Consider the following 23,809-nt stretch of genomic DNA (forward strand, 5'->3'; position numbering starts at 1 on the left):
CCAACTCAGCAAACGTTGAGATTCCCTAGCCTAGTCACGGTAACGTTGAGCCTTGTGCATGTACTCAGCGTTAGCTCCCTGAAGGGGGGCGTCGGCAAGACCACCGTCACCCTTGGCCTGGCTTCCGCCGCGTTCTCGAAGGACATCCGCACGCTGGTCGTGGATCTCGACCCCCAATCCGACGTCTCGACCGGCATGGCCGTCGACGTCGCAGGGCACCTCACGGTGACGGATGTGCTGACCTCGCCGAAGAAGAAGATCGTCGAGCAGGCGATCGTGGCGAGCGGCTGGACGAAGATCCACCCGGGCAAGATGGACGTCATGATCGGCAGCCCGTCTGCGATCAACTTCGACGGCCCGCACCCCAGCATCCGCGACATCTGGCGCCTGGAAGAGGCACTCGCGCACGTCGAGGAGGAGTACGACCTCGTGCTCATCGACAGCGCCCCCTCGCTCAACGCGCTCACCCGCACCGCCTGGGCGGCGAGCGATCGCGTCGCCGTCGTCACGGAGCCGGGCCTGTTCTCGGTCTCCGCAGCCGACCGTGCCCTCCGCGCCGTCGAGGAGATCCGTCGTGGGCTGAGCCCCCGGCTGCAGCCGCTCGGCATCATCGTCAACCGGGTGCGTCCGCAGTCGATGGAGCACCAGTTCCGCATCAAGGAACTGCGCGACATGTTCGGTCCCCTCATCCTCAACCCGCAGCTGCTGGAGCGCACGTCACTCCAGCAGGCTCAGGGTGCCGCCAAGCCCGTCCACGTGTGGCCGGGTGACACGGCGCAGGAGATGGCGAAGAACTTCGACTCGCTCCTCGACCGCGTGTTGCGCACGGGCCGCGTCGGCGAGTACGCCGACGGCGCTCCCCCGGAGCCGGCTGCCGTCACGAGTCCCGCTGCCGTCGAGGCACCCTCCACCGACAGCTGAGGTCGCGGCGAGACCGTTCGGTCGGCTCACGGACCACGCGCTCGCTCGGGTCGCCCTTCGACAGGCTCAGGGACCGGCAGGCGCGCTCATGGACCGGCCGGAGCTCCAGGACCGGCAGGAACACCCAGTACCCCGGGATGCGCGCTCAGGGAACGTGTGGCGCGCGTCGGTGAGCCCTTCGACAGACTCAGGGACCGGCGCCTTCGGCTCGGGTCAGGCGCTGCGAGCGGAGCGACGTGCTGCGAGCTCGTCCATGGGGTCGGCCGACTGTGCGTCGAACTCGATGAGCGTGGACTCCACCTCGCGCAGCACCTTGCCGACGGCGATGCCGAAGACGCCCTGTCCGCGGCTGACGAGGTCGATGACCTCGTCGTTCGAGGTGCAGAGGTAGACACTGGCGCCGTCGCTCATGAGCGTGGTCTGGGCGAGGTCGACGATGCCCGCTTCGCGGAGCTGGTCGACTGCCGTGCGGATCTGCTGCAGGGAGATGCCCGTGTCGAGCAGGCGCTTGACGAGCTTGAGGACGAGGATGTCGCGGAAGCCGTAGAGACGCTGCGTTCCGGATCCGGATGCACCGCGGACGGTGGGCTCGACCAGACCCGTCCGGGCCCAGTAGTCGAGCTGGCGGTAGCTGATGCCGGCTGCACGGGCGGCGACCGCTCCGCGGTAGCCCTGGCCCTCTTCGAGTTCTGGAAGCCCGTCGGTGAACAGCAGCCCGAGGTCACCGTACCGTGACGCCCCGTCGCGACTGAGTTCACTCATGTCTGCTTCTCCTCGATGTTCGCTGCACGGTCGGTACGGTCTCGACGGGGGCGTCGAGCCGGCTTGACCACTCCCACCACGCTACCGATCCGCCCCGGTCAACGCTGCGACATCCGTTCGAAACGGACGGCGTGTCGTGACGAGTGATCGAACTGTGACCTGGCCGTGATGGATGAGGGCAGTCTACGCCCTGGGAGGTCGATCAGGAGGATTGGTGTCGCTCGAGTGCCGAGCGGACGAGGTTCGACCGCACACCCTCGAGCTGTGCGGCGATCTCCAGCGCCCGGTCGGCGGTACGTGCCCGGCCGGCGGCGTCGTTCCGCTTGGCGACGGCGCTCAACGCGCTCTCGATGAGCCCGACCTCGCGCTCGATCGAGGCGCGGAACCCGCGGAGGTGCCGTGGTTCGATGCCGGAGCGCTGCAGCTCCACGAGGATCCGCAGGAGGGACGCGACGTCCTCGCCGTAGTTCTCGGCGGGCAGGATCAGCGACGCGCTCACGGCGTCGTTGAAGAGCATCGGGGTGGCGCCGGCTTCGCGGATCAGCTCGTTCCGCGAGAATCTGCGGACCCCGGGGTGGATCGACGGCGCGCCGACGGCTTGCCCACTGCCAGGGAACAGCGGCGACCGTCCCGCGTCGACCTCGACGAGGTAGGTGCGGATGACCTTGAGGGGGAAGTAGTGATCTCGCTGCATCGACAGGATCAGCCGCAGGCGTTCGAGGTCATCGCTCGAGAACTTCCGGTACCCCGACTTCGTCCGTGCCGGGGACACCAGCCCCTGCTCCTCGAGGAACCGGAGCTTCGAATTGCTCAGCTCGGGGAACTCCGGAGTGAGGCGTGCGAGGACCTGCCCGATGCTCAGCAGCGGAGCACCGTCGCTTCGCGCGTTCGCGCTGGCTGCCGCCACTAGCTTCCCAGCTGGGAGGCGAGGTCGATCCGCGACGCGTAGAAGGTGAGGCGGAACTTGCCGATCTGCACCTCGGCGGCGTCGCGCAGGATCGCCTTGTCGATGCGGACACCGTCGAAGTACGTGCCGTTCAGGGAGTTGAGATCGCGGATCTCGAACGCGGTCCCGTGACGGTGGAACTCGGTGTGCCGACGCGACACCGTGACGTCGTCGAGGAAGATGTCGGCCTCGGGGTGACGTCCGACGGTGGTGACGTCGGCGTCGAGGAGGAACCGCGCACCGGCGTTCGGACCACGACGGACGATCAGCAGCGCTGAACCGGACGGAAGGGCCGCGATCGCCTCGTGCTCCTCAGCGGTGACGTCGGAGTCGATCGCCGCGAGGGCCGCTCCGAGGTCTTCACCGAAGGTGAGTGTCGTGTCGACTTCCCGATCGCCCGAGCCGCTCGTCGGGGCACCGTCATCGACAGCTCCCGGCGTGTACGCCCCGGTCGCGGGATACTTCTCATCGTGCTCAGCCACCGTCGACCTCCTCTCCGTCAAGCGTATCCGATGTGGCGTCACTGTCGAGCCGCCCGGTCGAGGGTGATCCGTCGGATCGGGCCCGTTCCCGCTGCTTCGAACGGGCATCCCCCGAGATGCGCACGGTCTGCAGCAGGTAGAGGATGCCGGCCCACCAGTAGAGCGTCGCTCCGGCGATCACCGACACCCAACCGAGCGGCGTCGCGATCATCGCGACGGCTGGGAACGCCTGACCGAGCATGAGGACCGGGAGCCCGATGAAGAGGAGAGCCGTGCCCCACTTCCCCACGCGGATGACCGGGAGCACGCCCGTACCGGACCGGTGGAGGACGACGGCGAGCCCGACGAGTAGCAGGTCGCGGGCGAAGACGACGATGAGCAACCACCACGGGATGAGTCCGCGGGCCGCGAGACCGATCAACGCTGCGAGGATGTAGAGGCGATCGGCGGCCGGATCGAGTTGTCGACCGAGCTTCGTCATCTGGTCGAACCGTCGCGCGATCCACCCGTCGAGGAGGTCGGTGACGCCCGAGAACGCGAGCGTCGCGAGAGCCAACAGGTCCTGCCCCTGCACGAGGAGGATCAGGAAGACCGGGACGAGGAGGATCCGGAAGACGCTGAGTGCATTGGGGAGGGTGACGACGCGGTCTTCACCGGTCCGTCGAACCCCGCGCCCCGCCCCGTCAGTCACGGGTCGAGTCTACCGATGGGCTGCTCTACCATCGGAGGATGGACAGCCCGTCGAGCGTGCGCGTCGACGCATGGATCTGGGCGGTGCGGCTGACGAAGACCCGCTCGGCCGGCGCGACCGCCTGCCGAGCCGGCCACGTCCGGGTCAACGGCGAGCGGGCGAAGCCGGCACAGGCCGTCAGGATCGGCGACGAGGTCCGACTCCGCGTGGCGGGCTTCGACCGGGTCGTGGAGGTCCGACGCCTCATCGCGAAACGGGTCGGGGCGGACGTCGCGGCGGAATGTCTCATCGACCGCTCTCCCCCGCTGCCGACGCCGGCGGAACGGCAGGTCGTGGCCGTCCGAGACCGGGGCGCCGGTCGACCGACGAAGCGTGAACGACGCGACATCGAGCGGTTGCGAGGGCGCTGACGCGCTGCTGACGACCCGACCGGCCTCATCGGCGACGCATCGTCCCCGTCCAGGGAACACTCAAGCGCCGCCAAGGTGGCTCGGGCATGCTGGGCCGATGTTCCGCCGCCATCCCGTGCTCAGCACCCTCACCGTGGTGTACCTCGCGCTCGTGGCGGCCATCACCCTCGGCCCACGGCCCTTCGACGGCCGGACCGAGTCCCTCGTGTACCGACTCGTCGACCTCCTCGCCCGGTGGGAGTCGACGGCGTGGGTCACTTACGAGCGCCTCGAATTCGGAGCGAACATCGCCATGTTCGTCCCGATCGGCGTCTTCTTCCTGCTCCTGCTCGGACGGCGGCGCTGGTGGCTCGCCATCCTCGTCGCAGCCGCGCTGACGGTCGGCATCGAGGCCGCGCAACTCGCGATCCCCGGACGCGTGAGCGATCCCCGCGACCTCCTCGCGAACACGTCCGGGGCCGTCGCCGGGGTCGTCCTCGGCCTGATGCTGACCGCCGGGCGCGCCCGCCGGCTCCAGGCCTCGTCACGTCGCCGCGCGGCCCTGCAGCACTGAACTGCTCGCGACGGTCCTGATTCACAGGAGGCTGAGAGGCGTTCCAAGGCCGCTTCAGTAGAGTGCGAGCGGGCCGTCGGCCCGTCGGAGACAGAGCTGGAGCGCACGCCCATGACCGGACCAACGTCGTCGGACAACCTCGAGGAGCTGAAGCGCCTCAAGGACGAGTTCACGCGGTTCATGATGCTGTACAAGTTCGGCATCGACGAGATCACCACGAAGCTCAACATCCTCAAGGAGGAGTTCACGCAGATCCACGACTACAACCCGATCGAGCACATCAGCTCGCGGTTGAAGTCGCCGGAGAGCATCATCGGCAAGATCGAGCGCAAGCAGTACGGGCAGGACATCGACGACATCCGCGAACACATCACGGACATCGCGGGCATCCGCGTCACCTGCAGCTTCATCTCCGACACGTACAAGGTGTTCGAACTCCTGACGAGCCAGCAGGACATCACCGTGGTGAAGGTCAAGGACTACATCGCGAACCCGAAGCCGAACGGGTACCAGAGCCTCCACGTGATCGTCGAGGTTCCGGTGTTCATGTCCGACGGCGTCGTGCAGGTGCCCGTCGAGATCCAGTTCCGGACGATCGCCATGGACTTCTGGGCGAGCCTCGAACACAAGATCTACTACAAGTACGACAAGGCCGTGCCGGACAGCCTGCTCGCCGAGCTCAAGCACGCCGCCGAGGCTGCCTCCAGGCTCGACGCGAAGATGGAGCACCTCCACGGTGAGGTCCTCGCGCTCGACCGGGCGACGACCTCGCGGACCACCGCCGACGGGCACCCGAAGCCTCCGTCACTCGCCGACCGGGTCATGACCGAGCTGATCGACGGGCTGGACCCGCGTTAGAGCGCCTTGCGCATCTGCACGGCCATCGTCTCGTAGCCGAGCGACTCGTACAGGCCGCGCGCGATCCGGTTGAATCCGAAGACGTTCAGCCCGAGCGTCTTCGCGCCCTGCTCCTTGGCCGCCGTCTCGGCGAGCTGCATGGCCTGCCGGCCGAGCCCACGCCCGCGGAACGACTCGTCGATCTCCACGTCCCAGACCCACCACTCGTCCGGGTGGCTCGTGCTCCGCGGTCCGATCCAGAGCACGCCGACTGCGGCTTCGTCGAGGACCACCTCGAAGACGAGGTGTCCGACCTGGAGTCGGCCGGCCGGGAACGTCTCGGCGAGGGACTGTGCAGCCTTCGCCGTCGCCTCTGCCTCGGTCTCCCCCGCCTCGATGCGTTCGAGGCGGTACTGCGCGTTCGCGGCGAGCATCCACCCCCGCAGTCGATCGGCGGGCATGCGGACGAGCGTGGCGTTCATGAGGACATCCTCCCAGACCGTCGCGACCCGGTCGCTCGCCGTCCCGCGCAGGGTCGTCGCCGGGCTCGGGAATAGTTCCCGCCCGAAACGAGCTGGACTCCGAAGGACACACGATTGGGACCCGCCCGCCGTCATCCGGAGAATCGAGACATGCCGATCCACACCGCCCCGCAGCCGAACGCGATCGCCGAGCACGACGCCTGGCGCGAGGAGCGTCGAGCCGCCGTGACCGCGCCGCTCGGCAACCTCGCCCTCGTCGAGACGCGGTGGCTCGCGGAGGAGACGCCAGCCACCGTCGATGCAGCCGCAGCCGCCATCGCCGCCGAGCAGCCGAGCGGCGTCACGGTGACGACGCTCCGCCGCACCCACCTCGACACGGGCCAGGACGAGGTCGGCATCCGCCGATGGGACGCGAACGCACCCGCCATCCGCGCGTTCGACGGCATCGAGGTCTTCCCGTACGACCCCGCCTGGGTCCAGACGGCGCGGTTCACGCCCGTCGACGGCTCGCGGACCGTCCCGTTCGAGCACATCCGAGACAATGGCGGATCACGGGAGCTCGTCGTCCCCGGCGACATCGTGTTCACGCGGGACGGCGTCGAGTACACGATGAGCGCCTTCGACGACGGCGGCACGCTCCTCCTCGTGTTCGGCGACGCGACGAACGGGCGCGATGACGAGTCGGGCACCTACGGCGCCGGCCGGTTCCTGTTCGTGCAGCGGACCGACGACGGCGGCTTCGGCACGGCGGGCGAGGTCGTCCTCGACTTCAACCGCGCGTTCGTGCCGCCCTGCGGCTTCTCCGTGCAGTACAACTGTCCGATGCCGCCGCCGCAGAACCGGTTCGCCGGAGACGTCCTCGCCGGAGAACGGATCGTCCGGTTCCGCGAAGGCTTCGACCTCTACGCCGTCTGACCCCCAGCACCCCACACCTGCACCAGCACCCCCACACCACAGGAGTATCCGTGAAGAGAACCATCGGGCTCGTCGCCCTGTCCGTCGCCGCCGCCGTCGCCCTCGCCGGCTGCGCCGGTGGTGGTGGCAGCTCGGCGACGGGCGACGACGCGACCATCGCCGTCGGCTCGCTCTACGAGCCGCAGAACCTCAGCAACACCGGCGGCGGCGGCCAGGGCGTCACGGAGGCCTTCACCGGCAACGTGTACGAGGGCCTGTACCGCCTCACGGACGACGGCGAGGTCGAACCGGTGCTCGCCGCCGACAGCACGGTGAGCGACGACGGCCTGACGTACACCTTCACCCTCAAGGACGGCGTCACCTTCCACTCCGGCGACCCGCTCACCTCGGCGGACGTGAAGTCGAGCATCGAAGCCGTGACCGCCGAGGACTCGCAGTCGGCACGGAAGAGCAGCTTCGCGGTGATCTCCGGCATCGCGACCCCCGACGACAAGACCGTCGTCATCACCCTCTCCGAGCGCTCCATCTCCTTCATCTACAACCTGAGCTACGTCTGGATCGTCAACGACGCGGCGAAGGACCTCAAGACCACCGAGGACGGCACGGGTCCGTACACGCTCGGCGACTGGAAGCGCGGCAGCACCCTGAGCCTCGAGCGCTGGGACGACTACTGGGGTGAGCCCGCCAAGAACGCGGAGGTGGTCTTCACCTACTTCACCGACGCGACCGCGCTCAGCAATGCGCTCGTCACGAAGCAGATCGACATCATCACGAGCGTGCAGAGCCCCGACCAGCTGAGCCAGTTCACCGACAACGCGGACTACGTCGTCTCCGACGGCGACTCCACGACGAAGGAGCTGCTCGCCTTCAACGACCGGGTCGCCCCGTTCGACCAGGCGCTCGTCCGCAAGGCCGTGTACTCCGCGATCGACACCAAGAAGCTGCTCTCGTCGATCTGGGGCGACTACGGCACGCTCATCGGGTCGATGGTCCCGCCGACGGACCCCTGGTACGAGGACCTCACGCAGGTGAACCCGTACGACCCCGAGCTCGCCAAGCAGCAGCTCGCCGAAGCGGGCTTCGCCGACGGCTTCACCTTCACCCTCGACACCCCGAGCTACGACCCGCACCCGGCCGTCGCCGAGTTCCTCCAGAGTGAACTCGCGAAGGTCGGCATCACGGTCGAGATCAACACGATCAGCGCGGACGAGTGGTACTCGAAGGTGTTCAAGGAACGCGACTTCCAGGCGACCCTCCAGGAGCACGTGAACGACCGCGACGTCGTCTGGTACGGCAACCCGGACTTCTACTGGGGCTACGACAACCCCGAGGTGACCCAGTGGGTGTCGGAGGCTGAGCAGGCGACGACCACCGAGGAGCAGACGGCGAAGCTGAAGCTCGTCAACGAGCAGATCGCCGAGGACGCGGCGAGCGTGTGGCTCTACCTCTACCCGCAGATCGTCGTCGCCGCGAGCGACGTCTCGGGGTACGGCGTCAACGGCCTGAACTCGCAGTTCTTCGTGGCGGACATCGTCCGCAAGTAGTCGTCGCCCGGGCCGACCGGCACCGCCCGGTCGGCCCGGGCCTCGCTACGCTGAGGTCCACCATGCTCGCTTACCTGCTGCGCCGATCCGCGTTCCTCGTGGTGTCGTTCCTCGTCGCCATGACGGTGCTGTTCGTGCTGCTCCGGCTGCTGCCGGGCGACCCGTCGAACGCCCTGCTCTCGGTGAACGCCACGCAGGAGCAGATCGACGCGGCGCGCGAGCAGGTGGGAGCCGACCGGCCGCTCGGCGAGCAGTTCGCCGCCTGGTTCGGCGGTGTCCTCACCCTCGACCTCGGTTCCTCGTTCGTGAGCTCGCTCCCGGTCGGACCCGAGATCGCGTCGCGCCTCCAGGTCACCGTGCCGCTGACGCTCCTCGCGTTCCTCCTCGCCGTGGTGCTCGCCCTCGTGGCCGGTGTCGTGTCCGCACTCCGGGCCGACCGCTGGTACGGCATCGCGTTGTCCGGCCTCTCGCAGCTCGGGATCGCCGTGCCGGTGTTCTGGGTCGGCATCCTGCTCGTCAGCGTGTTCGCGGTGACGCTCCGACTGTTCCCGTCCGGCGGCTTCCCTCGCGACGACTGGGCAGATCCTGCCGCGGCACTCACGAGCCTCGCCCTCCCGGTCATCACCATCGCCATCGTCATGAGTGCGTCGATCACCCGATACGTCCGCTCCGCCACGCTCGACGTGGTCGGGAGCGACTATCTGCGCTCGGCACGGGCGCAGGGAGCCGGCTTCGGTGAGGCCCTGCTCCGACACGGCGCCCGGAACGCCGCGGTGCCCGTCGTGGCGATCCTCGGCATCGAGCTCGCCACCACCTTCCTCGGCGCCGTCGTGGTCGAGAGCGTCTTCAGCCTGCCCGGCCTCGGGTCGATGCTCCTGACGGCGATCCAGCAGCACGACTACCCGAACATCCAGGGCATCCTCCTCGTCTCGACCCTCGTCGTCCTCCTGACGGGTTTCGTCGCCGACATCGCGCAGCGGCTCATCGATCCGCGTCTGCGCACTTCGATCTCGGGGAACGGGCTCCGATGAGCGCCGTCGACGCCCAGACCGCGCTCGCCGACCGACGCCCGGTGCGGCGCCGCGCCCGGTCCGCGACGCTGACCGTCGGACTCGTCCTCGTCGGCGTCATCGCCGTCCTGGCGGCCGTCTCGCTCGTGTGGTTGCCCTTCGCCCCCACGGACACCTCCGGCGGTCGTCTCGAAGGCCCGACCGGCACCCACTGGCTCGGTACGGACAAGCTCGGTCGCGATTTGATGACCCAGCTCATGATCGGTGCGCGCATCGCGCTCGCGACCGGGGCGGGGGCCGTCGCGGTCGGCGCGGTCATCGGTATCGCCGTGGGACTCGCTGCGGCCTTCGCGTCGGCCTGGCTGGACGACACGATCTCCGCCGCGCTCGACGTCGTGATCGCCTTCCCGGTGCTCCTGCTCGCCATGCTCATCGTGGCAGCCCAGGGCGCGTCACTCGGCACCGCCATCATCGCGATCGGACTCGCCATGTCGGCCATCGTGGCCCGCCTGACCCGGATCCTCACGAAGCGGGTCCTCAGCGAGCAGTACGTGGTCGCGGCCAGGACTGCCGGGACGAGCTGGGCCGGTGTCATCGGCCAGCATGTGCTCCCGAACATCTGGCCCACCCTGAGCGTCAACCTCGCGCTGCAGTTCGGCATCGCCGTCCTCGCCGAAGCGAGCCTGTCGTACCTCGGCCTCGGCGCGCCACCGCCGAACGCCTCCTGGGGACGCCTGCTGCAGGAGGCCCAGGCCACCGTCACGACGGCACCGGTCGGCGCGATCGCTCCGGGTGTCGCCGTGGTGATGCTCGTGGTGGGCGTGAACTTCATCGCGGACGGCCTGCGGGACCTCGGCGATCCGACGAGGAGGCGCGGCGCATGAGCGATCTCCTCGACATCTCCGGACTGACCATCACCCGAGGCGTCCGGCGCGGTGCTCCCGACGGCGCTGACCAGCCGCTCCTCGACGGGCTGGACCTGACCATCGCCGCCGGGGGTCGCCTCGGACTCATCGGCGGTTCCGGGTCCGGGAAGTCCTTGACCTCCCTCGCGGTGATCGGGCTGCTCGGCGAACAGCTGAGCGCGAGCGGCAGCGTCGAACTGGCCGGCACCCAGGTGATCGGTGCCCCGGACCGCGCGCTGCGGCCACTCCGCGGTCGGGTTGCCGGACTCGTCTTCCAGGAGCCGCTGACCGCACTCGACCCGCTCATGCGGGTCGGCGCCCAGCTCGCCGAGCCCCTGCGTCGCCATCTGGGACTCCGGGGCGAACGGCTCAAGGAGGCCGTCGAAGCAGCCCTCGTCGAGGTGTCCCTCACCGACACTGCGCGCATCGCCGCCTCCTACCCCCACGAGCTGTCCGGCGGGCAGCGGCAGCGCATCGCGATCGCCATCGCGCTCGCCGGTCGCCCGCAGCTCCTCATCGCGGACGAGCCGACGACGGCGCTCGACGTGACCGTCCAGGCGGAGGTGCTCGCGCTCATCGACCGGCTCGTCCGGGAACGCGGCATGGCGCTCCTGTTCATCAGTCACGACCTCGCCGTCGTGTCGACCATGGTCGACGAGGTCGTCGTGCTGAGCGAGGGTCGGGCCGTGGAACGCGGCGCGGTGGCGCAGGTGCTGACGGCACCGCAGCACGAGGACACCCGTCGTCTGGTCACCAGCGCACGCGCGCTCGACGACGCGCTGGAGGACCCACGATGACCGATGCACCGATCACGATGACGCCGATCCTCGAGCTGGATGCGGTCGGTTTCCGGTACCGCGGCGGTCAGGAGGCCCTGGCCGACGTGTCGCTGGCCGTCGGCGCAGGAGAGGCCGTCGGGATCGTCGGTCAGTCCGGCGCCGGTAAGAGCACCCTCCTCCGGCTGCTGCTCGGCCTCGACCGGCCGACCACGGGCTCGGTCCGGTTCGACGGTGGCGCACTGGACCCCCGCGATCGGACACGGGTCCGTCGGTTCCGCGCATCGGTGCAGGCCGTCTTCCAGGATCCGTACTCCTCGCTCGATCCTCGGCAGCGCATCGGGCGCATCGTGGCCGAACCGCTGCGATCCCTCCGTCTGGCGACCACCGAGCAGGCGACCGTCCGCGCGACCGAGGCACTCGAGGCGGTGGGACTGCCCGCCGACGCGGCGTCGCGGTTCCCGCACGAGTTCTCGGGCGGCCAGCGGCAGCGGATCGCCATCGCCCGCGCGATCGTCCCGAACCCCCGGCTCCTCCTCGCCGACGAGCCCGTCAGTGCCCTCGACATGAGCACCCGGATCCAGATCATCGAGCTCCTCGCCGAGCTGCGGGCCTCGAACGGTCTGGCGCTCGTAATGGTCTCGCACGACCTCGGCACGGTGGCCGCGCTGTGTGAACGCACGATGGTCCTCCGACACGGGCAGGTCGTCGAGGCCGGCGCCACCGCGCAGGTCCTCCACGATCCCGCCGAGGCCTACACGAAGCAGCTCATCGCGGCGATCCCCCGCCTCCCGCGCTGAGTCGACGACGAGGCCGACGCCATCGGCCCGGCCGAGCCGGGAATACGGCGCCGGCGGACGGTGTTCGACTCCGAGTGGCCTCGGCCGCATCGACTCTCCACAGGAACAGGACCCGTGACGCAGGATTCAGCGCAGCCCGACGACCACGACGAGGACCAGCCTGGGGCCGAGCGCCCCTGGCTCAGCGACGAGGAGCGGGCGGCACTCCGCAAACCACTTCCGGAGCGGGCGGTCGTCACGAGCCTCGCGTTCACCGGTCTCGTCGCGGCGTTCATGATGACGCTCGTCACCCCACTCGTGCCGACGCTTCCCACGATCCTCGGCGTGCACGCCTCCGACAGCATGTGGGTCGTGACGGCCACGCTCCTGTCGGCCGCGGTCGCGACCCCGATCGCCGGTCGGCTCGGCGACCTCTACGGCAAACGACGGATGGTGCTCATCCTGCTCGGGATCATGATGGCCGGATCGGTGCTCGCCGCCTTCTCGTCCACGATCGTCCCGCTCATCGTCGCCCGTGCCCTCCAGGGGATGGCGATGGGCGTGATCCCGCTCGGCATCAGCATCCTGCGCGACGTGCTCCACGCGAAGCGGCTCGGCCCCGCGGTCGCGCTCGTGAGTGCCACCCTCGGCATCGGTGGTGCCGTCGGTCTCCCGATCTCCGCCGTGATCTCGCAGTACCTGGACTGGCATGTGCTGTTCTGGGTCGCGGGTGCACTCGGGCTCATCGGCTTCGTCCTCGTCGCGCGCTTCGTCCCGGTGAGCACCCTCCGGAGCGAAGGCGGTTTCGACTGGATCGGCGCGATCGGTCTCGCCGCCGGCCTCGTCCCGATCCTCCTCGCCGTCTCGAAAGGCAACGAGTGGGGTTGGACGAGCGTCGGGACCCTCAGCTGCTTGATCGGCGGCGTCGTCGTGCTCCTGCTCTGGGGGTGGTTCGAGGTGCGGTCCTCCAGCCCGCTCGTCGACCTGCGCATCGCCGCCAGGCGGACGGTGCTCTTCACGAACCTCGCATCCATCACGGTCGGCTTCGCCTTCTTCGGCAGCACGGTCGTCCTCCCGGGCATCCTCGAGGCGCCGGTCGGCACCGGGGTCGGTCTCGGGCAAAACATGCTCATCGCGAGCCTCTGCCTCATGCCCAGCGGTCTCATCATGTGGGCGATGTCGCCGGTCGCCGCTCGACTGACCGCGGCCAAGGGCGCCCGGTTGAGCCTGCTGATCGGCATCACGATCATCGCGGTCGGCTACGCGATCGCGATCGGACTCATGACCGAGGTCTGGCACACCGTGCTCACAGCCACCGCGGTCGGCTTCGGGGTGGGGTTCGCCTACGCCGCCATGCCGACGCTCATCATGGGTGCCGTCCCGCCCAGCGAGACGGCAGCGTCCAACGGACTCAACTCCGTGATGCGGACGCTCGGTTCCACGATCGCGAGTGCGGTGATCGGCGCCATCCTGGCCTCCCAGGTCGTCACCGACGGAGTTGTCACGACACCCAGTGCGGACGCCTTCCGCCTGAGCTTCGCGATCTGCGCTGCAGCAGCCGTCGTCGGACTCGTCTGCACGATCCTGCTGCCGCGGCACCTGGCCAAGGACACCCGCTCCAGCCTCCACGAGGGCTGACCGTCGATTAGCCCACGATCCCGAGCGCGAACGGGAGGACCGGGCCGGATCCGGCGCGGCGGAGCGCGCGACCGGCGACGGTGAGGGTCCACCGACTGTCGGCCCGGTCGTCGACGAGCAGCACCGGCGCGCCCTCGAGCGCTGCGAGCTGCGCCCGGAGTTCGGATCCGACGGTGAAGGCGTCCCAGACGCCCGCCAGACGGTAGGCGCTGTTGCCGCCGGGACCACCGCGCGGGCCGTCGCCGACGAGGTCGAGCTCCCCGAGGTACGGCAGTCGCCCGAGCGACGCGATGCCCCTCGCCACCGAGTCGACGAGCTGCGGACGCGACCGTGACGGCACACTGACCACGGCGGCCGGCCGTTGCGTCCACGGCCAATCCGCCAGGACGCGGACACTCGCGTCGATGACCGCGCGGGAGGCGGGAGCGTCGGGTGCACCCGCGGCGAAGAGCTCACGCAGCACACCACCCCAGCCGAGGTCGGTGAGCCGAGCGAGCGCACGCCCGGCCTCGAGGCGGTCGTCGAGCGCAATGCGTCCCTTCACCGCTGCGCCGTCGGCGGTGACGCCGAGGCGGTCGGCTCCCGTGGGCCACTGCGCCCGCGGTTCGAGCTCCACGCCGACCCGACCGAGCGCTTCCGACGCGGAGGCGGCCGCCGCACTGTCGAGTTCGGTGGGGAACCACGGCCCGGCGCAGCGGTCGCACCGGCCACAGGGCACCGCGCTCGCGTCGTCGAGCTCACGTTGCAGCACGAGCATCCTGCACTCGTCGCCCCGCTCGTAAGCCAGCATCGCCTGTTGCTCCGCCACCCTGGCCTCGGCGATCCGCCGGTACCGCTCCCGGTCGTAGACCCACGGCTGCCCGGTCGACACCCATCCCCCGGCCACCCGCTGCACCGCGCCGTCGACGTCGAGCACCTTGAGGAGGAGCTCGAGGGGTGTGCGACGCAGGTTGACGAGCGCCTCGAGCGCGGGCGTGGACCGCGGCTGACTGTCGAGTGCGTCGAGCACCGCGGTGGCCCGCGCTTCGTCCGGCATCGACGCGGTCGCGAAGTACTGCCAGATCTCCTCGTCCTCCGCCCCGGGCAGGAGCAGGACGTCGGCATGCTCGGTGGCGCGGCCGGCGCGACCGACCTGCTGGTAGTACGCGACCGGCGAGGACGGAGCGCCGAGATGCACGACGAACCCGAGGTCCGGTTTGTCGAACCCCATGCCGAGCGCGCTCGTCGCGACCAGCGCCTTCAAGCGGTTCTCCTTGAGGAGCCGCTCCGACTCCTCGCGTTCATCGGGATCGGTCCGGCCCGTGTAGGCCCGGACCTCGTGACCGGCCTCGCGCAGCAGCCGCGCGGTGTCCTCCGCGGCGGACACCGTGAGCGTGTAGATGATGCCGGACCCGGTGAGCCCGCCGAGGTGGCTGAGCAGCCAGGTGAGGCGGTCCCGGGACTCCGGCAGCCGGAGCACGCCGAGCCGGAGGGACGCCCTCGCGAGCGAGCCGCGGATGGTGAGCACCTCGGCTCCGTGGGATCCTGCGGCGCCGGGTGCGGTGAGCTGCTCGGCGATGTCGCGGACGACGCGCGCGTTGGCCGTCGCGGTGGTCGCCAGGACCGGGACCTCGGCCGGGAGGCGTCCGATCAGTTCGGCGAGCCGCCGGTAATCGGGTCGGAAGTCGTGTCCCCAGTCGGAGATGCAGTGCGCCTCGTCCACCACCAGCATGCCCGTGCGGGCCACGAGGGTCGGGAGCTGTTCATCGCGGAAGCGTGGATTGTTGAGCCGCTCGGGTGACACGAGCAGGACGTCGACCTCGTCGGCCTCCAGGCGCGCCCGGACGTCGTCCCATTCGTGTGCGTTCGCCGAGTTGATCGCCACAGCGCGCACGCCGGCGCGCTCGGCGGCCGCCACCTGGTCGCGCATGAGCGCGAGCAACGGCGAGACCAGCAGCGTCGGCCCGCCGCCCCGTCGGCGCAGGAGGGCGGTCGCGATGAAGTAGACGGCGGACTTGCCCCAACCGGTGCGCTGGACGACGAGCGCACGACGATGTTCGTCGACGAGCGCGAGGATCGCTTCGAGTTGACCGTCGTGGAACGTGGCCCCCGGAACGCCCGTGAGTGCGGCGAGCGCCGCCGTCGCCTCGGCGACCGATCCGGTGGGGGTCGGTTCGGGGTGGGCGGGGGTGGGCGCGCTGGGGTGGGACATGCGGCAAGTCTGTCAGGAGCTGCTGACGGTGGACTGCGTCGGCGTCTCGGAGGGGCGGTGTCCCGTCGGTTGGTCGGTTGTGGAGGAGCCGCTATCGACCGTCCGCTGCGGCGACGAGTTCGGCGATGACGAACTTGGTCTGCCCCATCATGCATTGCATGGCCCGTGCCGCGCGTTCCCGGTCGGGGTCGTTCTGCAGTTCGGCGAGGATGCCTGGCACGATCTGCCAGGACAGTCCCCAGCGGTCCTTGAGCCAGCCGCATTGGCTCGGGGCGCCGCCGTCGGCGATGAGGGCGTCCCAGAGCCGGTCGATCTCGTCCTGGGTGTCGGCTCTGACGGAGAAGGAGAACGCCTCGGTGAACGAGAAGATGGGCCCGGCGTTCATCGCGCTGACGGGGAGTCCCTCGAGCTCGAACTCGACGACCATCGCCTGGCCGGCCGGCATGGGTCCGCCCTCCGGGTAGCGGCTCACCGAGGTGATCCGGGAGTCGGGGAACAGTGACACGTAGAAGGTCGCCGCCTCCTCGGCTTGCGAGTCGTACCAGAGGAACGGGGTGACGCGGTGCTCCATCATGTCGTGCTCCCTCTCAGCCCGGGCGTCGTCGCTCAGGCGCTCTTCTTGCGTTTCGTCGCGGTCGACGGTTTCGACGCCGCGGTCTTGGCGGTAGCGGTCTTCGCGCCACTCGTCTTGGCGGTACCCGTCTTCGCGGTACCGGTCTTCGCCGAGCTGCTCGTCGCGGCGGGCTTGGCGGCGCCGGATCGCTTCGCTCCACTCGCCGTCTTCGCGCCGGTCGTACCACGTTGCCGTTCGATGCTGCGTTGCAGCACCTCCATGAGGTCGATCGGCTCGGCGCCCGTGTCGTCGTCGGGTTCGGGCTGCTCGCCGAAGGTGGCGGCGGTGTCGAGTGCGTCGCCCTGCTCGAGTTTCGCGTCGATGAGCTTCCGGAGCTGTGCCTGGTATTCGTCGACGAACGCGTCCGGGCGGAAGCGGGAGGAGAAGGACTCGACGAGCGCCTCCGACATCTCGAGTTCCTTGGCGGAGATGCGGACGCGTTCCTCGAGGGCCGGGAACCGCACCTCGCGGACCTCGTCCTCCCAGAGCAGCGTCTGCAGGAGGATGACGTCCTCGCGCACCCGGAGGGCACCGAGACGCGTCTTCTGGCGGAGGGCGAACCGCACGATGGCCGTGCGGTCGGTCTCCTCGAGCGTCCGCCGGAGGAGGACGTAGGCCTTCGACGAGGACGAGTCCGGTTCGAGGAAGTAGCTGCGGTCGAACATGATCGGGTCGAGGTCGTCGCTCGGCACGAACTCGACGACCTCGATCTCGCGGCTGCGTTCCTCGGGGAGCGACGCCAGGTCGTCGGCGGTGAGGACCACCGTCTGCTCGCCGTCCTGGTAGGCCTTGTCGATGTGGTCGTAGCTGACGACCTTCCCGCAGACCTCGCACTTGCGCTGGTACCGGATGCGCCCGCCGTCGGCGTCGTGGACCTGGTGCAACGACAGGTCGTGGTCCTCCGTGGCGCTGTACACCTTCACCGGGACGTTCACCAGACCGAAGGTGACCGCACCCTTCCAGATCGCGCGCATGACCGCTCCCGTCCGCGGGCGGATCCTCCCGCGCTGTCGTGGTGACCAGTAGACACCCGGAACATCGTCAAGGGCTAGCCCTTGACGCCCGTGGGCGGCAGGCTGATCGCCATGGCGAGGACGAGCGGTGGCGGCGGGCAGACGCAGTGGGTCGACGTCGACGGACGCCGGATCCAGCTCACCCATCTCGACAAGGTGCTGTACCCCGAGACCGGCACGACGAAGGCCGAGGTCCTCGCCTACTACGCCGCGGTCGCCGAACACCTGCTCCCGCACCTCGCCGATCGGCCGGTGACCCGGAAACGCTGGGTGCACGGCGTCGGGACGGCTGCGTCGCCGGAGTCGGGGTTCTTCCAGAAGGACCTGGGTGCCTCGGCTCCCGACTGGGTCCAACGGCTCCCCATCGAGCACAGCGATCACACGAACGAGTACCCGATCGTCGACGATCTCGCGACTCTCACGTGGCTGGCGCAGCTGGGTGCGCTCGAGCTGCACGTGCCGCAGTGGCGGTTCGACCGATCCGGCGAGCGCCGTCCGCCCGACCGTCTCGTCCTCGACCTCGATCCGGGTGAGGGGGTGTCCCTCGCCGAGTGCGCGGGGGTCGCGGGCCTGGCGCGGGCGGTGTTGGTGGACATGGGGCTGGATCCGGTCCCGCTCACGAGTGGGAGCAAGGGGATCCACCTGTACGCGGCGTTGGACGGTCGGCAGAGCTCCGAGGAGGTGTCGCTCGTGGCGCATGAGCTCGCGCGGGCGCTGGCTGCGGACGAGCCGGGTCTCGTGGTGAGTGAGATGTCGAAGCAGCGGCGGACGGGGAAGGTCTTCGTCGACTGGAGTCAGAACAACGGGTCGAAGACGACGATCGCGCCGTTCTCGTTGCGGGGTCGGTCGCGGCCGACGGTGGCGGCTCCCCGCCGGTGGGAGGAGCTCGACGATCCGGGGCTGGCGCAGCTGGAGTTCCCTGCGGTGCTCGAGCGTCTTGCGGACGGTGAGGACCCGTTGCGGGTGCTCGGCGACCCGCGTCCGTCGATCACGATCCGCCCGTCGGAACACGAGGACCGGCTCGTGGAGTATCGGCGGAAGCGGGACGCGGAGCGGACGCCCGAGCCCGTCCCGGACGGACCGCCGTCGCCTGCCGCTGCCGGGACACCGCGCTCGTTCGTGATCCAGCGGCACGACGCCAGGAAACTCCACCATGACTTCCGACTCGAGCACGACGGCGTGCTGGTGTCGTGGGCCCTGCCGAAGGGGGTGCCGACGGATCCGAGCAGCAACCATCTGGCGGTGCGCACGGAGGACCACCCCATCGAGTACGGCAGTTTCGAGGGCACGATCCCTGCTGGTGAGTACGGGGCCGGTGAGGTGACCATCTGGGACGCGGGCACCTACGAGCTGGAGAAGTGGCGCGACGACGAGGTCATCGGGACCCTGCACGGCCGGGCGGGAGGTGCGCTCGGCGGGCCGATGCGGTTCGCGCTCATCCGGACCGCGGGCGGGACGGGACGGGAGGCGCCGTCGTGGCTCATCCACCGGATGCGCGCCCCGGGCGACCCGCCGGCTCCCCCGGTCGCACGGCCTCGGGGGATCCCCACCCCCATGCTCGCGAGTGTCGCGGCACCCGGCGAGCTGGTCGACGACGGATCCTGGGCGTTCGAGATGAAGTGGGACGGCATCCGTGCGATCGCGAGCGTCGACGGCTCGACGGGGCGGGTGCGGTTGTCGAGCCGGAACGGCAAGGACCTCACGGCGGCGTACCCGGAGGTGGTCGAGGAACTCGCGGCGTCGCTCGCCGGCCGTGCGGTCGTCCTCGACGGCGAGATCGTGGCGTCGGGTCCTGACGGCCGTCCCGACTTCTCGCTGCTGCAGCGTCGGATGCAGCTCACCGCGGAGCGGGACGTCGAACGGGAGCGCCGTCGGACGCCGGTCCGGCTGCTGCTGTTCGACCTGCTCGCGCTGGACGACACGGATCGGACGGAGCTGCCCTACCGGGAGCGTCGCGAACTGCTCGAGCGGACGATCGGATCCGGGACCGTCGTCCAGGTGCCACCGACGATCGACGGCTCGCTCGACGATGCGCTCGAGGTGAGTCGGGGGTTGCGGTTGGAGGGGGTGATGGCGAAGGAGCTCGACGGACGCTACCGCCCGGGTCGGCGCAGCAGCACCTGGGTCAAGTTCAAGCACGAACGCATGGAGGAGGTCGTCGTGGCCGGCTGGCGTCCCGGTCGGGGCGGGCGCTCGGGTGGGATCGGGTCGCTCCTGCTCGGGGTGCCGGGCTCGGACGGGTTGCTGCACTACGCGGGACGGGTCGGAAGCGGCTTCAGCGATCAGGAGTTGGCGGCGACCGCGCTCCGCTTCGAACGGCTGGGCCGGGCATCGACGGCCCTCGTGGGTGTCCCGCCGGCCGATGCGGCCGACGCCAACTGGGTGGAACCCGTCCTCGTCGGGGAGGTCCGCTTCAGCGAGTGGACACCGGACGGACGGTTCAGGCATCCGGTCTGGCGTGGGTGGCGCCCCGATCGGACGGTGGACGACCTCGAAGCGCCGGACCGCGGACGCTGAGCCCGCGCATCGACCGCGGACGTCCCGTCAGGACAAGCGGCCGGATTCGGCGAGGAGGGCGAGGACGGCCGAGACCCGCGGGTTGCTCGAGGTGTCGTGCTCGATCCCGAGTGCGGCGTAGATCGCCGTGAGGTGGTTCTGGACGGACTTCTCCGCGATCCCGAGCCTGGTCGCGATCCCCGTGTTCGAACGACCGGTCGCGAGCAGCTGCAGGACGGCGTACTGCCGGTCGGTGAGCGACTCGAGACTCGATCCCGCCCTGGGCCGGGTCCGGTCGATGAGTTCGGGATCGAGCATCGTCTCGCCACGTGCGGAGACCCGGATGGCCTCGAGGAGGATCTCGCGCGTGAGCGACGAGGTCTTCGACAGGTAGCTCCACCCGTCGCGGACGTCCGCCGGCATCTCGAGCAGCATGTCCATGAGGTCGTAGGCGGACAGCAGGACGACACCGAGGCCGGGTTGCGCACGGCGGAGGGAGACGCCGAGGCTCACCCCGTTGCCGTCGGGCAGCTCGATGTCCATGGTCAGCACGTCCACCGTTCCCGGGAGGAACAGCCTGCGGGCCTCGGCGACCGTACCGGCACGCCCGACGAACTCCACGCCTGGCGCCCCGTCGAGCAGCTCGGCGAGCATGCCGCCGAGCAGCGGCTGATCCTCGATCACCCCGACACGCAGCGGCCTGGTGGTCGCGGCGTCCGTCGTCGCGTCACCGACCGTGGACAGCGCGGCGGGCGAGGGGTCGGAGTGCGACTGGTGGTGCATGTTCCGAGTATCCCGGATCGACCGGGGAACGACCGAGGGGGAAGCTCCCGACCGGCCGCACGTCGATGTCGGCGGTGGCGCGCACGGCAGGTCAGAATGGAGCCATGACCCAGGAGGCCCGGACCCCTCGCGCTGAGCGCTGGAGCGACAGCCGGGCGTTCATCACGGCCAGCGGCGCCATGGCCGCGGTCTTCGGACTCGCCGTGTCGTTCCAGAGCGTCTACATCTACACCTGGGTCGCCCCGGGCGGGACGCGTGGCATGCTCGCCGAACGGGTCACCGCGAACCTCGTCTCGTTGAGCGCGGCGATCCTCGTGCTCGCACTCCTGCTGTGGTCGAGGTGGGGGCCGTCGCTCCACGAATGGTGGCGCCCCAAGGTGCTCGCGGGCGTCCTCCTCGTGGCGATGCTGACGGGGCTGCTGCGAAGCGGACTCCAGCTCCTGCTGGGCGTGTACCGCGACCCGAGCCTGCAGACGGTCCTCGTCGAAGCCGGAACGACGACGCTCGCCCTGGCGGTCTGCGCGACGTTCGGGTTCAGCCTCAGTGCCGCCCGGCGACGCGCCCGCGAGGAGGAGCGCGCGCACGCCGATCAGCGACACCGGGCCGACCTCGCCCTCCAGTCCCTGCAGGGTGAGGAGCTGCGGGTGAAGCGGGAGGTCGCGGAAGGCCTGCACGGCACCCTGCAGCAGCACCTCGTCCTCATCAGCGCCCAGCTCGCATCCGTCACCACGGCCCTCGAGCAGGGCGGCCCGGACGTCGGGTCGGATGCGGCCAGGACCCTGCGGTCGCTCGGCGAGGAACTCCGCACCGTGCGCGAGCGCGACGTGCGCGAACTCAGCCGGCTCCTGTCACCGCCGCTGCTCGAGGTCGGGATCGCACCGAGCATCCGCGCGATCCTGCAACGGCTCCCCCCGTCGATCACCACCAGTCTCGACGTCTCTCCGGAATTCCGGCTGCTCGACGACCCGATCGACAACGTCTTCACGACCGCGGAGCGCGCGGTCGTCGTCCGCACGCTCGAGGAGGCCGTGACGAACGCACTGACCCACGGGGCGGCCGACCGACTCGTCGTGGACCTCCGGGTCTCGTCGCCCGCCACCGAGCGGCGAGGGACGATGGCGGGCGCCGTCGAGCTGCGCGTCGTCGACAACGGCTCCGGTCTCCGCGACGACGCCGAACCGTCCGGCGGCCTGCTGCAGCTGGATCGACGGGCCGGCGCCTTCGGCGGCTCCCTCAGGGTCGGCCCGGCAACCGACGACGAGACCGGCGGCACCGTCCTGACCCTGACGATGCCCTACCGCGCGCCGGCCATCCGCTGAGCCGGATCAGGCGGCCGAGGTCTCGGCGAGCAGTTCGCGGACGCGAGGGACGACCGCGGACCCGTACAGACCGATGCTGTCCATGAGGTGCTCGTGCGACAGCGAACCGTTGCTGATCTTCAGATCCACGCGGGACAGCCCCAAGCCGTCGACCGCGGTCGCGACCTTCCGTGCGACCGTCTCGGGCGAACCGACGAACAGCGCACCCTCCGGGCCGGCCTCCTGCTCGAAGTGCCCGCGCGTCATCGGGCTCCAGCCCCGCTCGCGGCCGATCCGGTCCATCATCGCCCGGTAGTGCGGCCAGAGCTGCTCCTGCGCGAGCTCATCGGTCTCGGCGATGTGGGCAGGCGAGTGCATGCCGACGGGCTGGGTCGGCAGCTGGAACTGCGCGAGTGCGCGGTGGTAGAGGTCGACGAAGGGGGCGAACCGCAGCGGCCCACCGCCGATCACGGCCAGCATCATCGGCAGGCCGTATCGAGCGGTCCGCACGACCGACTCGGGGCTTCCGCCGACACCGACCCACGTCTTCAGCTTCCCGTGCTCCACCCGGGGGTAGACCGACTGCTCCCGGAGCGGCGCGCGCGTCTTGCCCGACCAGGTGACCGGTTCCTGCTCGAGGAGGGCGACGAACAGCTCGAGCTTCTCCTCGAAGAGCTCCTCGTACTGCGACAGCTCGTACCCGAAGAGCGGGAACGACTCGGTGAAGGATCCGCGGCCCAGGATGGCCTCGGCCCGCCCTCCGGAGATGCCGTCGAGCGTCGCGAACCGCTGGTAGACGCGCACCGGGTCGTCGGAGCTCAGCACCGTGACAGCGGATCCGAGATGGATGCGCTCGGTGCGGGCCGCGATCGCCGCCAGCACGACCTCGGGTGACGAGACCGCGAAGTCCTCACGGTGGTGCTCCCCCACGCCGATGAAATCGAGGCCGACCGCCTCGGCGTGGACGCCCTGCTCCACGACGTTGCGCAGGACCTGCGCCTGGGACAGTGGCGCGCCGTCGGCGTCGACCGTGACGTCACCGAAGGTGTCGATGCCGAACTCGAGGGGTGTGGTCATGGGGTTCTCCAACGTCGTGTGGCTCGCCGCGAGCTGTCAAGGCGATTGTATGTGTTTGCATACATATCGGTGAACCCCGTCACTCCGACGGGTATTCCCGATCCCCCCAGGGTGGCAGAACCGGATGCCGGCTGGGAGCGCCTTCTCAGCCGTCCCTGGCAAGCTGGAAGACCTGCACCCCGAGCCTTGGAGCCCCTGTGTCGCCGCGCCGCCTCTTCCGCCTGATCGCGATCGCCGAGGCGATCACCTGGACCCTGCTCATCATCGGGATGATCCTCAAGTACGTCACGAAGACGACCGACCTCGGCGTGAGCATCGGTGGCGCGCTGCACGGCTTCGTGTTCCTCGTGTACGGCGCGACGGTCCTGCTCATCGGGATCAACCAGCGCTGGCCCATCGGCACGATCCTCGTGGGCCTCGTGAGCGCCGTCGTCCCGTACGCGACCATCCCCTTCGACGTCTGGGCGGACCGCACCGGCCGACTCGACGGGGCGTGGCGCCGCGAGGCGGGCGCCGACCCGCGCGACCAGCGCGTGCTCGACCGCCTGACGCGCTGGCTCGTCCGACACCCGATCCTGCTCGTGGTCGTCGGCGGCCTCGTGGTCGTCGCCGTCTTCGCGGCCCTGCTCGTCGTCGGGCCGCCGGTCCCGAAGGGCTGATCGTCAGGATCCCTGCTGCACACTGGGG

General features: G+C 69.9%; 24 protein-coding genes. 14 read left to right on the forward strand and 10 right to left on the reverse strand.

From position 1 onward, the window contains the following. Positions 1-54 precede the first annotated feature (54 nt). Positions 55-921, forward strand: coding sequence for a ParA family protein (locus GV015_RS13940; protein ID WP_079002579.1), 867 nt, complete (start codon positions 55-57; stop codon positions 919-921). Positions 922-1,134: 213 nt separating this feature from the next. Here the strand turns inward: GV015_RS13940 and GV015_RS13945 are convergent, their stop codons facing one another. The 4 genes from GV015_RS13945 to GV015_RS13960 form a co-directional block, all read right to left on the reverse strand. Next, positions 1,135-1,683, reverse strand: a complete 549-nt coding sequence (locus GV015_RS13945) for a MerR family transcriptional regulator (protein WP_064297014.1) — start codon at positions 1,681-1,683, stop codon at positions 1,135-1,137. A gap of 202 nt (positions 1,684-1,885) precedes the next feature. Further along, positions 1,886-2,590: a MerR family transcriptional regulator gene (locus GV015_RS13950; RefSeq protein WP_079706024.1), complete on the reverse strand. Its 705-nt coding sequence runs from the start codon at positions 2,588-2,590 to the stop codon at positions 1,886-1,888. After that, positions 2,590-3,111, reverse strand: coding sequence for an FHA domain-containing protein (locus GV015_RS13955; RefSeq protein ID WP_086473205.1), 522 nt, complete (start codon positions 3,109-3,111; stop codon positions 2,590-2,592). The genes GV015_RS13950 and GV015_RS13955 overlap by 1 nt, the downstream gene beginning before the upstream one ends. Then, a complete protein-coding gene (locus tag GV015_RS13960; protein WP_079706026.1) occupies positions 3,104-3,802 on the reverse strand; it encodes a CDP-alcohol phosphatidyltransferase family protein in 699 nt (232 codons plus the stop codon). Before GV015_RS13960 ends, GV015_RS13955 begins: the two co-directional genes overlap by 8 nt. 38 nt (positions 3,803-3,840) lie before the next feature. On the opposite strand from GV015_RS13960, the gene GV015_RS13965 reads away from it, so the two are divergent. The 3 genes from GV015_RS13965 (at position 3,841) to GV015_RS13975 (ending at position 5,623) form a co-directional block, all read left to right on the forward strand. Then, positions 3,841-4,212: an RNA-binding S4 domain-containing protein gene (locus GV015_RS13965; protein WP_079706027.1), complete on the forward strand. Its 372-nt coding sequence runs from the start codon at positions 3,841-3,843 to the stop codon at positions 4,210-4,212. A 97-nt stretch (positions 4,213-4,309) separates the two neighbouring features. Further along, on the forward strand, positions 4,310-4,765 hold the full coding sequence (locus GV015_RS13970) for a VanZ family protein (protein WP_159878882.1): 456 nt from the start codon (positions 4,310-4,312) through the stop codon (positions 4,763-4,765). A gap of 111 nt (positions 4,766-4,876) precedes the next feature. Next, on the forward strand, positions 4,877-5,623 hold the full coding sequence (locus GV015_RS13975) for a GTP pyrophosphokinase family protein (protein WP_082916274.1): 747 nt from the start codon (positions 4,877-4,879) through the stop codon (positions 5,621-5,623). Here GV015_RS13975 and GV015_RS13980 read toward each other — a convergent pair. Then, entirely contained in the window at positions 5,620-6,084 is a 465-nt protein-coding gene (locus GV015_RS13980) for an N-acetyltransferase (RefSeq protein WP_086473201.1), read from the reverse strand. The genes GV015_RS13975 and GV015_RS13980 overlap by 4 nt on opposite strands. Before the next feature lie 150 nt (positions 6,085-6,234). Here GV015_RS13980 and GV015_RS13985 point away from each other — a divergent pair, with 150 nt between their 5' ends. From GV015_RS13985 to GV015_RS14015, 7 genes are all read left to right on the forward strand, one after another. Then, positions 6,235-6,999 (forward strand): DUF1684 domain-containing protein, encoded by a 765-nt coding sequence (locus GV015_RS13985; RefSeq protein ID WP_079706031.1) that lies wholly within the window; start codon positions 6,235-6,237, stop codon positions 6,997-6,999. Between the two features lie 50 nt (positions 7,000-7,049). Continuing rightward, a complete protein-coding gene (locus GV015_RS13990; RefSeq protein WP_191941141.1) occupies positions 7,050-8,543 on the forward strand; it encodes an ABC transporter substrate-binding protein in 1,494 nt (497 codons plus the stop codon). A 62-nt stretch (positions 8,544-8,605) separates the two neighbouring features. Beyond that, complete coding sequence (locus tag GV015_RS13995) at positions 8,606-9,574, forward strand: ABC transporter permease (RefSeq protein ID WP_079706032.1); 969 nt, start codon at positions 8,606-8,608, stop codon at positions 9,572-9,574. After that, positions 9,571-10,437, forward strand: a complete 867-nt coding sequence (locus GV015_RS14000) for an ABC transporter permease (RefSeq protein ID WP_159878884.1) — start codon at positions 9,571-9,573, stop codon at positions 10,435-10,437. The genes GV015_RS13995 and GV015_RS14000 overlap by 4 nt, the downstream gene beginning before the upstream one ends. Further along, entirely contained in the window at positions 10,434-11,255 is an 822-nt protein-coding gene (locus GV015_RS14005) for an ABC transporter ATP-binding protein (RefSeq protein WP_079706034.1), read from the forward strand. Before GV015_RS14000 ends, GV015_RS14005 begins: the two co-directional genes overlap by 4 nt. Positions 11,256-11,272: 17 nt before the next feature. Beyond that, positions 11,273-12,034, forward strand: a complete 762-nt coding sequence (locus GV015_RS14010) for an ABC transporter ATP-binding protein (protein ID WP_159880301.1) — start codon at positions 11,273-11,275, stop codon at positions 12,032-12,034. Positions 12,035-12,148: 114 nt separating this feature from the next. Then, positions 12,149-13,651, forward strand: a complete 1,503-nt coding sequence (locus GV015_RS14015) for an MFS transporter (RefSeq protein ID WP_256377216.1) — start codon at positions 12,149-12,151, stop codon at positions 13,649-13,651. Positions 13,652-13,658: 7 nt separating this feature from the next. Here the strand turns inward: GV015_RS14015 and GV015_RS14020 are convergent, their stop codons facing one another. From GV015_RS14020 to GV015_RS14030, 3 genes are all read right to left on the reverse strand, one after another. Then, positions 13,659-15,842, reverse strand: coding sequence for an ATP-dependent DNA helicase RecQ (locus tag GV015_RS14020; protein ID WP_159878886.1), 2,184 nt, complete (start codon positions 15,840-15,842; stop codon positions 13,659-13,661). A gap of 91 nt (positions 15,843-15,933) precedes the next feature. Next, on the reverse strand, positions 15,934-16,416 hold the full coding sequence (locus GV015_RS14025) for a VOC family protein (protein WP_371416572.1): 483 nt from the start codon (positions 16,414-16,416) through the stop codon (positions 15,934-15,936). A gap of 32 nt (positions 16,417-16,448) precedes the next feature. Next, on the reverse strand, positions 16,449-17,429 hold the full coding sequence (locus tag GV015_RS14030) for a Ku protein (RefSeq protein WP_079706039.1): 981 nt from the start codon (positions 17,427-17,429) through the stop codon (positions 16,449-16,451). Between the two features lie 111 nt (positions 17,430-17,540). Between GV015_RS14030 and GV015_RS14035 the strand changes: the two genes are divergently transcribed. Further along, a complete protein-coding gene (locus GV015_RS14035; RefSeq protein ID WP_159878888.1) occupies positions 17,541-19,985 on the forward strand; it encodes an ATP-dependent DNA ligase in 2,445 nt (814 codons plus the stop codon). Positions 19,986-20,012: 27 nt separating this feature from the next. Here the strand turns inward: GV015_RS14035 and GV015_RS14040 are convergent, their stop codons facing one another. After that, complete coding sequence (locus GV015_RS14040) at positions 20,013-20,747, reverse strand: response regulator transcription factor (protein ID WP_079706041.1); 735 nt, start codon at positions 20,745-20,747, stop codon at positions 20,013-20,015. A 104-nt stretch (positions 20,748-20,851) separates the two neighbouring features. Here GV015_RS14040 and GV015_RS14045 point away from each other — a divergent pair, with 104 nt between their 5' ends. Next, positions 20,852-22,066: a sensor histidine kinase gene (locus tag GV015_RS14045; RefSeq protein WP_159878890.1), complete on the forward strand. Its 1,215-nt coding sequence runs from the start codon at positions 20,852-20,854 to the stop codon at positions 22,064-22,066. 6 nt (positions 22,067-22,072) lie between these two features. Here the strand turns inward: GV015_RS14045 and GV015_RS14050 are convergent, their stop codons facing one another. Further along, entirely contained in the window at positions 22,073-23,122 is a 1,050-nt protein-coding gene (locus GV015_RS14050) for an LLM class flavin-dependent oxidoreductase (RefSeq protein ID WP_159878892.1), read from the reverse strand. A gap of 197 nt (positions 23,123-23,319) precedes the next feature. Here GV015_RS14050 and GV015_RS14055 point away from each other — a divergent pair, with 197 nt between their 5' ends. Beyond that, a complete protein-coding gene (locus GV015_RS14055) occupies positions 23,320-23,781 on the forward strand; it encodes a DUF3817 domain-containing protein (RefSeq protein ID WP_159878894.1) in 462 nt (153 codons plus the stop codon). Positions 23,782-23,809: the final 28 nt, after the last annotated feature.

Source organism: Plantibacter sp. T3, assembly GCF_902506515.1.
GTDB classification, from domain to species: Bacteria; Actinomycetota; Actinomycetes; order Actinomycetales; family Microbacteriaceae; genus Plantibacter; species Plantibacter auratus.

Coding starts and splice junctions, on each gene's coding strand:
- GV015_RS13995 (WP_079706032.1), top strand. CDS start 8,606: ATGCTCGCTTACCTGCTGCGCCGATCCGCGTTCCTCGTGGTGTCGTTC.
- GV015_RS13965 (WP_079706027.1), top strand. CDS start 3,841: ATGGACAGCCCGTCGAGCGTGCGCGTCGACGCATGGATCTGGGCGGTG.
- GV015_RS14005 (WP_079706034.1), top strand. CDS start 10,434: ATGAGCGATCTCCTCGACATCTCCGGACTGACCATCACCCGAGGCGTC.
- GV015_RS14020 (WP_159878886.1), bottom strand. CDS start 15,842: ATGTCCCACCCCAGCGCGCCCACCCCCGCCCACCCCGAACCGACCCCC.
- GV015_RS13945 (WP_064297014.1), bottom strand. CDS start 1,683: ATGAGTGAACTCAGTCGCGACGGGGCGTCACGGTACGGTGACCTCGGG.
- GV015_RS14025 (WP_371416572.1), bottom strand. CDS start 16,416: ATGATGGAGCACCGCGTCACCCCGTTCCTCTGGTACGACTCGCAAGCC.
- GV015_RS14050 (WP_159878892.1), bottom strand. CDS start 23,122: ATGACCACACCCCTCGAGTTCGGCATCGACACCTTCGGTGACGTCACG.
- GV015_RS14000 (WP_159878884.1), top strand. CDS start 9,571: ATGAGCGCCGTCGACGCCCAGACCGCGCTCGCCGACCGACGCCCGGTG.
- GV015_RS14010 (WP_159880301.1), top strand. CDS start 11,273: ATGACGCCGATCCTCGAGCTGGATGCGGTCGGTTTCCGGTACCGCGGC.
- GV015_RS13975 (WP_082916274.1), top strand. CDS start 4,877: ATGACCGGACCAACGTCGTCGGACAACCTCGAGGAGCTGAAGCGCCTC.
- GV015_RS14035 (WP_159878888.1), top strand. CDS start 17,541: ATGGCGAGGACGAGCGGTGGCGGCGGGCAGACGCAGTGGGTCGACGTC.
- GV015_RS13980 (WP_086473201.1), bottom strand. CDS start 6,084: ATGAACGCCACGCTCGTCCGCATGCCCGCCGATCGACTGCGGGGGTGG.
- GV015_RS14045 (WP_159878890.1), top strand. CDS start 20,852: ATGACCCAGGAGGCCCGGACCCCTCGCGCTGAGCGCTGGAGCGACAGC.
- GV015_RS14040 (WP_079706041.1), bottom strand. CDS start 20,747: ATGCACCACCAGTCGCACTCCGACCCCTCGCCCGCCGCGCTGTCCACG.
- GV015_RS13970 (WP_159878882.1), top strand. CDS start 4,310: ATGTTCCGCCGCCATCCCGTGCTCAGCACCCTCACCGTGGTGTACCTC.
- GV015_RS13985 (WP_079706031.1), top strand. CDS start 6,235: ATGCCGATCCACACCGCCCCGCAGCCGAACGCGATCGCCGAGCACGAC.
- GV015_RS14030 (WP_079706039.1), bottom strand. CDS start 17,429: ATGCGCGCGATCTGGAAGGGTGCGGTCACCTTCGGTCTGGTGAACGTC.